Source organism: Vibrio sp. 1F253, from assembly GCF_041439295.1.
GTDB lineage: Bacteria > Pseudomonadota > Gammaproteobacteria > Enterobacterales > Vibrionaceae > Vibrio > Vibrio tasmaniensis_A.
The window spans coordinates 1-7,555 of the sequence record NZ_JBGONU010000085.1; the positions used below are offsets into that span (position 1 = coordinate 1).

10 protein-coding genes and 1 pseudogene are annotated in these 7,555 nt (G+C 42.8%); 1 reads left to right on the forward strand and 10 read right to left on the reverse strand.

Annotated features, from left to right (window positions below; all coding sequences use genetic code 11):
• Positions 1 to 25: 25 nt before the first annotated feature.
• From yqfB to ACED28_RS22205, 9 genes are all read right to left on the reverse strand, one after another.
• Positions 26 to 361, reverse strand: a complete 336-nt coding sequence (gene yqfB, locus ACED28_RS22165; RefSeq protein ID WP_371710763.1) for a N(4)-acetylcytidine aminohydrolase — start codon at positions 359 to 361, stop codon at positions 26 to 28.
• 631 nt (positions 362 to 992) lie between these two features.
• Positions 993 to 1,352 carry a hypothetical protein gene (locus ACED28_RS22170; RefSeq protein WP_371710764.1) on the reverse strand — a complete coding sequence of 120 codons (360 nt, stop codon included), beginning with the start codon at positions 1,350 to 1,352 and terminating at the stop codon, positions 993 to 995.
• A gap of 645 nt (positions 1,353 to 1,997) precedes the next feature.
• Entirely contained in the window at positions 1,998 to 2,216 is a 219-nt protein-coding gene (locus tag ACED28_RS22175; protein WP_009845653.1) for a DUF3820 family protein, read from the reverse strand.
• Positions 2,217 to 2,228: 12 nt separating this feature from the next.
• Positions 2,229 to 2,900: a DUF3313 domain-containing protein gene (locus tag ACED28_RS22180; protein WP_017103803.1), complete on the reverse strand. Its 672-nt coding sequence runs from the start codon at positions 2,898 to 2,900 to the stop codon at positions 2,229 to 2,231.
• A 96-nt stretch (positions 2,901 to 2,996) separates the two neighbouring features.
• Positions 2,997 to 3,350: a hypothetical protein gene (locus tag ACED28_RS22185; RefSeq protein WP_009845655.1), complete on the reverse strand. Its 354-nt coding sequence runs from the start codon at positions 3,348 to 3,350 to the stop codon at positions 2,997 to 2,999.
• A 169-nt stretch (positions 3,351 to 3,519) separates the two neighbouring features.
• Positions 3,520 to 4,494 (reverse strand): heme o synthase, encoded by a 975-nt coding sequence (gene cyoE / locus ACED28_RS22190; RefSeq protein WP_371710765.1) that lies wholly within the window; start codon positions 4,492 to 4,494, stop codon positions 3,520 to 3,522.
• Positions 4,484 to 5,539: a heme A synthase gene (locus ACED28_RS22195; protein WP_371710766.1), complete on the reverse strand. Its 1,056-nt coding sequence runs from the start codon at positions 5,537 to 5,539 to the stop codon at positions 4,484 to 4,486. Before ACED28_RS22195 ends, cyoE begins: the two co-directional genes overlap by 11 nt.
• A 102-nt stretch (positions 5,540 to 5,641) precedes the next feature.
• The gene (locus ACED28_RS22200; protein ID WP_371710767.1) at positions 5,642 to 6,250 is read right to left on the reverse strand and encodes a hypothetical protein; all 609 of its coding nucleotides are present in this window, start codon (positions 6,248 to 6,250) and stop codon (positions 5,642 to 5,644) included.
• Entirely contained in the window at positions 6,243 to 7,172 is a 930-nt protein-coding gene (locus ACED28_RS22205) for an SURF1 family protein (protein ID WP_371710768.1), read from the reverse strand. Before ACED28_RS22205 ends, ACED28_RS22200 begins: the two co-directional genes overlap by 8 nt.
• Here ACED28_RS22205 and ACED28_RS22210 point away from each other — a divergent pair.
• Positions 7,060 to 7,290, forward strand: a complete 231-nt coding sequence (locus tag ACED28_RS22210) for a DUF2909 family protein (RefSeq protein WP_371710769.1) — start codon at positions 7,060 to 7,062, stop codon at positions 7,288 to 7,290. The two genes, ACED28_RS22205 and ACED28_RS22210, sit on opposite strands and share 113 nt — an antisense overlap.
• A gap of 19 nt (positions 7,291 to 7,309) precedes the next feature.
• Here the strand turns inward: ACED28_RS22210 and ACED28_RS22215 are convergent.
• Positions 7,310 to 7,507: pseudogene (locus tag ACED28_RS22215) on the reverse strand (cytochrome c oxidase subunit 3); the annotation flags it as partial.
• Positions 7,508 to 7,555 lie beyond the last annotated feature (48 nt).

Consider the following 7,555-nt stretch of genomic DNA (forward strand, 5'->3'; position numbering starts at 1 on the left):
CTTAATAAAGTGGCTTCGGGCTTGTTCAACACTTGGGATTTAGTGTTGGCTGCGCAACAACTTTGAATCTGATAAAACACAAACTTTTTTCTGTTGGATATATTTTCCGCAAAATCCATTTGAGCATAAATACAAATGGCAAATTTTCGGCTTTAGCATGCTTTCTATTAAGCTGCTCAAACTCCACATGCTCAACACCAATTATCTCTAGTTTACAGATTTTCCGGTCGTCTTCGAGAGTAAAAGCTTCTACGACCTGCCCCGAGAAATAATGGCTTTCTGATTCATCTCGAATAGTTGCGGTCTTTTTACCTGATAGGATTTGACGCTCTAATTTTGTGAAAAATGTGATTTTATCCAAAAACTTACACCTACTTCCTTACAGGTTCTTCCAAGCATATAACACCTGCAATAAGGTGCGCCAACGCTGAACTTACCAAACCTAATACACTTCGAACCAAAACCGCCGAGTGTAACGTGCCACCCTTAATTGCTTGTTGAACGAAGCCGCTGCGCGGCAGAGTAAAACGAGTGCAAGCCATACTATTGTCACACAATGATCTTGATGGTCAATCACAGGAGTAACTTATGAATCCCACCGACTTAGAACGCTACAACACCCTTTATGAACAAAACCTTACCAACCTATAGCTGCAAGGTAAACGACCTGCGACTATTGATGCCTATTCTCGTGCGGTTGGCCAAAAGGCATTTAATAATAAGGAGAATGGCATTAGCGAAATCAGAGGAGATATGACGACGAAAGAAACCAAGACCAGCTAACTGGTTGATAAGATTGCTATCGCAACCTTATCTTGGCCTCGCTCGCCTTGAGAAAAGCCTCAAAGCGATGTGCCCTTCAAATGCAATCGTACAATTTACTTAATAAAGTGTCTTCGGGCTTGTTCAAAACTCGGGATTTAGTGTTGGCTACGCAACACCTTATTCGTTATATTATGTTTTGTATGATCCTCAAGGAAAAATTAGTAGTGTTATTTGATAATTTCAAAAAGCACTTTACCACCAACAGTCAAAATAGCGCCGAAAGTAATGAACAGCATATTCTGTATACTTAAAAGGGGAAGGTAAAAAAAACTGGTTTCTAATTTTGTTTTTTTCAGTTCAGCTAACTTAATCAAACCTTCGCACGTGATCTCTATTTTTGAATCATGATGCCAATTATGATGGTTAGCATGCTCTGCTTTGATCCACTCTTTAGTTTCGAACTCTATTAAAATATCTCTAAAAAATACAAACTCTGATTGTTCAAGTCCACTTGTGATAGGTGAAGTTCCAGATGAGCATTTTTTTAATACCTCAATATATGTTTTTAAAGTTTTTTCTTTTGTCACGGTAATTCACCTTAAATTAATACTCAATCTTACATCGCATTAAAATTATAACTATATTATTCATTAGATAATGCTAAAAGCATAACTTTTTAATATCGTGCAAGCACGAATTCATCCAATCAATATATCAAAAAGATTGCTTATAACCAACTGAATACTATGAATTTAATATAAAAGCGGGTCTCAACATTCAGCGTGAAAACGTGCAAGCACACATTGCCGCCTTCGTAAGGCACGTTATCATTCTTAGCCACTTATCAATCCAATTACTATTCAAAAACTTAACACCATTACCCTCGTTAGGTTCGTGCTCATTCAGTGTTAAAAACCACTCTTTTTAAAGTCATTAATTATTCAATAAACTGTCTGTGTGTACTGGTCACTGAGGGGAAGCTAAAGCTAGTCGATTCTGACTCGTCATTAATGAACATGTGAATGACTAAAAGTAATCATAAATTTGGAAGCTTTGAGGGAAGTGTTGGGGGAGGAATATTACAGTTACGGCGACTCAGGGTTCATAAACATTCAAAAGGCAAGATTCAGTTTTGCCTTTTGAATGTTCCTCAGAAAATCACCACTACTCGTCACTTATGTGTATGGGTTTTAGTTTAGAACTATGGGGGGATGGACTGGGACTACTTAGGGCTAATAGTCATATTTAAGCGGTTGCACCACAGAATCTAAGCCCTCAATCTTGAGAGCTAAACATAACTGCATTAAGTCGCCCAACTCACCTTGTGGGAAGCCCTTTTTATCGAACCACAGCAAGTATTCTTCAGGTAGATCAATCAAGGTGCGGCCAGCGTATTTGCCAAAAGGCATTTGCATTCTGGCTAGCTTAATTAGGTTCTCTTTCTCTAGCATTACAAGCTCTTTCTAGACGTCGTCGATGTTCTGTAGAGTATCACCTAAACGTTCAACCCAATAGTTGATCGCATCTTTGGCATCATCTAACGAATCAATCATAGTAGAAAAGTCTTTATTACCCGCTTCGCGGTCGATGGCCGCAAACAACGGAGTGCCGTCTTGCGCATTACTGACCAATAGCTCAACACTGGCGCTCCCAACGTTGGTGTGCTCACCTGTCGTCACCTTAGATATAGTCGACATCGCAAGACCAAACGGCAGCACACTGCTTGTCACGGCTAAGATCGGGTTGGGCGTTTCAACATTACTTAAGGCAATACTCAAACGTAGCGTGTTCCCTGTTGGTTCATCGACAATCGTTTTATGAGGCGATATTTTCGCTTCCAAACGACTCACCATATGATCTGTGAGCTCCTGAATGTCTTCCTGATCTAATGTGCCTTCTTCTGCCAACACAAAGATTTGGTCGATCACCACAGAGTCATAAGCGTCTAATTTGGATTTCAAACGTTGTTCGTCACGCAGCCCTATCCTTGCCCAAACTAAATCAACGCCTCCATCAGGGCCAGGCTGAAAATCTTCATAACTGGTGAATTTAGTCGCGGTTTTAATTGGGCCGCCTGCACAACCAAACAAAAACATGCTGGTTGCAACAAGCAAAAGGACTTTTAAAGGTTTCATAACGCACTTAAGTAAATCAAGGAATTAACTAAGTATGCCACACCCTAAGTGGAAAAGTTGTAGAAAAAGAGGTAAAACTCAGAGCTCGATCTAAAATCAATGGTTCTGAACGGTATGCGCATACTCTACGATCACCTGATTGCCTTCGATATAAGCATTTTGGATCTCACCATCAACACTCATTCTACTTTTCAGATAAACCACTTTGGGCCCGGATTCATTGTCTTCTTTAAGTGAAGGGAGCACATTCCTTGGCTCCAAATGAAGCAAACGACAGAAGTGACTAACGAAAGACATGGTTAATGCTTTCTCCCCTCTTAGCACTCGTGAAAAATCCAACTGGTTCATCCCTAGCTTTTTTGAAAACTCCATCTGCGTAATTCGCATTCGAGATTTTTGTGACATCCACGTTTGGTACAAAGCATCTCTATCTTGCTCAGTGAATTCCATTACCGGTTCCTTTATATAATTCATACCAATCAATTGTCCGGCTTTTCATACATGGCATGTCAGGATTTGGTTAGTGGAAACCAAAGGTTTGGTTTTGATATGGGAATAACCTTGTTTGATCTGTACAGAGCTATCAGAGCTATCAGAGCTATCAGAGCTATCAGAGCTATCAGAGCAGATAATGATCCGCCAACAAAGCAACAAACAAAATCATAAGATGATAAATGGAGAACTTGAAGGTCTTCATCGCCATGTTAGGCTCATCACGATACTTAAGTACCCAAGCGTGATAAACAAACCCACCGTTGAGCACCAAAGACGCGCTCAGATATATCCAACTACTCATGCCGACCAACACCGGCAATATACACACGATGCTGAGCAACAAGGTATAGAGTAAAATAGAAGTCTTGGTGTATTCGATTCCGTGGGTCACAGGCAGCATGGGGATGTTCACTTTGGCATACTCGTCACGACGATGAATTGCCAACGCCCAGAAGTGCGGAGGGGTCCAAATAAATATGATCATCACCAATAACCAAGCGTTTGAATGAAGCTCATTAGTAACTGCCGTCCAGCCCAACAGCGGAGGCATTGCACCAGCGATCCCTGCTATCACGATGTTTTGCGGCGTCGCTCGCTTTAAGTACATGGTATAAATCACTGCGTAACCCAACAAGCTTGCAAAGGTTAACCAAGCAGTGAGTTGATTAACCCACACCACTAACGTGACGAAACCAAGTAAGCCAATACCCGCGGCAAAGCTGAATACGCGCGCACTACTCAGTTCACCGGATGGTAAAGGTCGTCGATTTGTTCGAGTCATCTGGCCGTCGATCTTTTTATCGATCAAATGGTTAAACGCAGCTGCCGAACCAGCCATTAACCCTATCCCAATCATTCCGAACAGAGTTCGTTGCAAAGGCAATCCATTCGGCACAGCCAAACACATTCCAACCAAAGCAGTTAGCAGCATCAAAGCCACCACTTTAGGCTTGGTCAGTGTTAAATAGACCTTCCAAACAGCTTTGTTTTTTCCCGCCATTTCATTGCTTAAGGCGATATCATTGCTGATTGCTATCTTAGGACTTGAGGCTACGTCTTGAACCACCACTCCATTTTGTGTTGATGCTCTACTGACCATGATTACCTCCTTGTAATACACTGTTCTTCACCAAGCTCTCACTCGGTTTGCGTTGCCAGACCACAAAATTGGTCACAACCATGCTGATGAGTAACATCGCCGCGACTAGGTTATGCAAAACCGCAACTGAAATGGGTAAATGAAACCATACGTTACTGATCCCAAGGCTGATTTGAGTAAACAATACTAATGCGACAATCACGCTCAGCTTTTGGTGAGGCACTTGGCCAAATTTCCATAGCTGGTACACGATCATCAGCACCGTTAACGTCGCCAAAATAGCCCCGAACCTGTGCATAACATGGATGGTGAGCCTTGCGGGATATTCCAACACACCAAACTCATAGTTATCATGGCCGTGTTGAGCAAAATCAAACGCATTTTTGAAGTCGAGATAGCTCATCCAGTTACCTTCACATATGGGTAACTGTGTACACACCAACGCGGCATAGTTCGACGATGTCCAACCACCAAGCAGTATCTGCCCGACCACAATGAGTAGCCCGAACAGCGCCCAAGCCTTAAGTGACGAAGTATACGTAGCCTCACCAAAACGGCTTTGAAATTGAGACAAACGACAGTAGAGCAGACACAATAGCGACAGTAGCGTGAAGCCCCCCATCAAATGTGCCATAACCACAACGGGCATCAACTTGAGAGTCACCGTCCACATTCCAAGCAAAGCCTGAAATATTACGGTTGCCGAGATAAGTAATGGTAGCCCAGCTGAAGTAATGTTCTTCTTAATACACCAAGCGACGACTACAAAGATAAGCAGCCCTAATGTTCCGGCAAAGTAGCGATGAATCATCTCTATCCACGCTTTGTCTGCTTCGAGAACACGTTCTGGAAATTGTAGATTGGCTTGATTCACTGCTTGGGCATCAGAAGGAACGGTTATCTTGCCGTAACACCCTGGCCAATCAGGACAGCCAAGGCCAGCATCCGACAAACGGGTATAAGCGCCGAGCACAATCACGGTAAGGGTTAACAAGATAGTTAATCTCATCATGTGTATGAGTAAATCAGGGGCTCTATTCTGCATCGTTTATCTCCCTATATTTATTCCCTTTTCGCTAACAACACTCAGCATTAACGCAATTTGCTAAAGCTCATCAACTCAAGCTCATCAACTTAAGCTGATTAACTACCCAACTCGTGACAGCTTAAGCAGCTTTCTTAGATCATGAATCATGCCTTTAGATTGACCAACTAACTGAGACGGGTCAGAAACGCTTTTGTACTCCATGACCAACTGCCCTAGTGGGTCAATAATGACAATCGAAGCAGGTGAAAACTCAGTACTTAACTGATCCCCACCAGCTAACAAAGATAAATCCGGCTTATCGAGCGAACCCGACAACGAGTTACCTTCTGAGACGAAAACAACGGCGGTCACTCGCTCTTTGTTTTTCCCTAACGCTAAGTAGCTTTGATTCAAATAATGAAGCTGTTGTTCACACAAGCTTTCGCACTCCATCGGTGCGATATAACCCACTAACCACCCTTCTCCAGCCATGGGTACCGTTACTCCGAAATCCGCAAGCGTGGTTCTTGGTTCTACCAATTCGCCTGAGTTAGTGACACCTGAGGTATACCAATTCTGGTCTAGCACAGTTTTGGCGATAATGGCTGGCAAAGCGAAAATTAAAACAAGTCCAATTAATGCCAAGCGCCCTTTAGTACGACGGCTTCTGAGCTCAGCCATGTTTGCCTCGGTAATTTCCCTGTTCACTTGTGCTTGAGATTTATTCATCCTTGTTCCTCGTGATAGGTGTTGCCTTTAGGTACCGATAGCCAATCAACATCGTCAAAAACAAAAGTACCGCAGCCATAAAAAACCATTGAAATGAGTAACCAAAGTGCTTCTCAGATTTCATCGCCGTTGGACGCCATAACATTTCATAGGGCCATGCATCTAAACTCTGAGGTTGGAAGACAAAGGGCAGCACTTCTTGCCCGGTGTACTGTGATAGCGCTGTTATGTTTAAGTTTTGAATTCTATTCGGTGTCGTATTTTCTAATCCCAACTCAAGACTTAGAGGGTTCAACGAACGTGTGTACAAACGCCCTGACATATTGGTTGGTAGTGTGATGCTTCCTAATTGGGGTAGCTCTCTTCTGTCACGGCTCGCTGCAACGAACCCAAGATCGATCAACAGTTGTTTTCTTCCATCTTGTGTTGGAACTTCGCCCAACATGTAAATCACATACCCTACCGTTCCTTGGTTAATCTGGTTGTCTAACAAAACCACTAAACCACTTGGTGCTTCCAATTCCACATCAACCTTCAAACCATTTAAAGACGGCAGTTCAGGTGAGCCTTGCGCTTGTGTACGCGAGTCTTTCCATTCAGAGATAACCGCATCCAATAACCTAGACGATTGCTGCGCTCTTTCTGATAGCTGCATTTCATAGCGCAATTTCTCGTTACCTCGATCTAACTGCCACAAACCCAACTTGATTAAAATGCCGACTGAAACCACAGTTAAAACAACCGCTATCCAAAAACTTTTACTGCGGAACTTGTGTTCATCATTAATCAATCGGTTTGGAGTTATCACTATGGCGTCATCTACCTTTGTTCTGTTATTTAAAGTCGTATTGGTCTCTTTGCTGTTTTTTATCGCTTTCAATTTGATGAAAGGTCTAATCCAAATCGCCTCGGGCAAACACAATGGAAAAAGGCTCAGTCACTTCTTGGGGCGTCGTGTCATGTGGTCAGCCGTTGTCGTGCTACTTTTATTACTTGCTTTGGGATCAGGAGTGATAACTCCTAACCCTCGCCCCTATTAATCCCCTATAAGCTCAGCAGTTAAAGCACATAGACAAATACAAACAGGCCTAACCAAACCACATCAACAAAATGCCAATACCAACTGCCCGCTTGGAACGCAAAGTGGTCTTTCGGAGTGAAGTGGTCTTTCGCAACTCTCGCCAGTAACACAATCAAAAAAATCGTTCCCAAACAGACATGCAAACCGTGAAATCCTGTCAACAAGAAGAAGGTTGATCTGCTCCAGTCAGACTGGACACTTAGCTAAGCGACATTTCGCTTTTC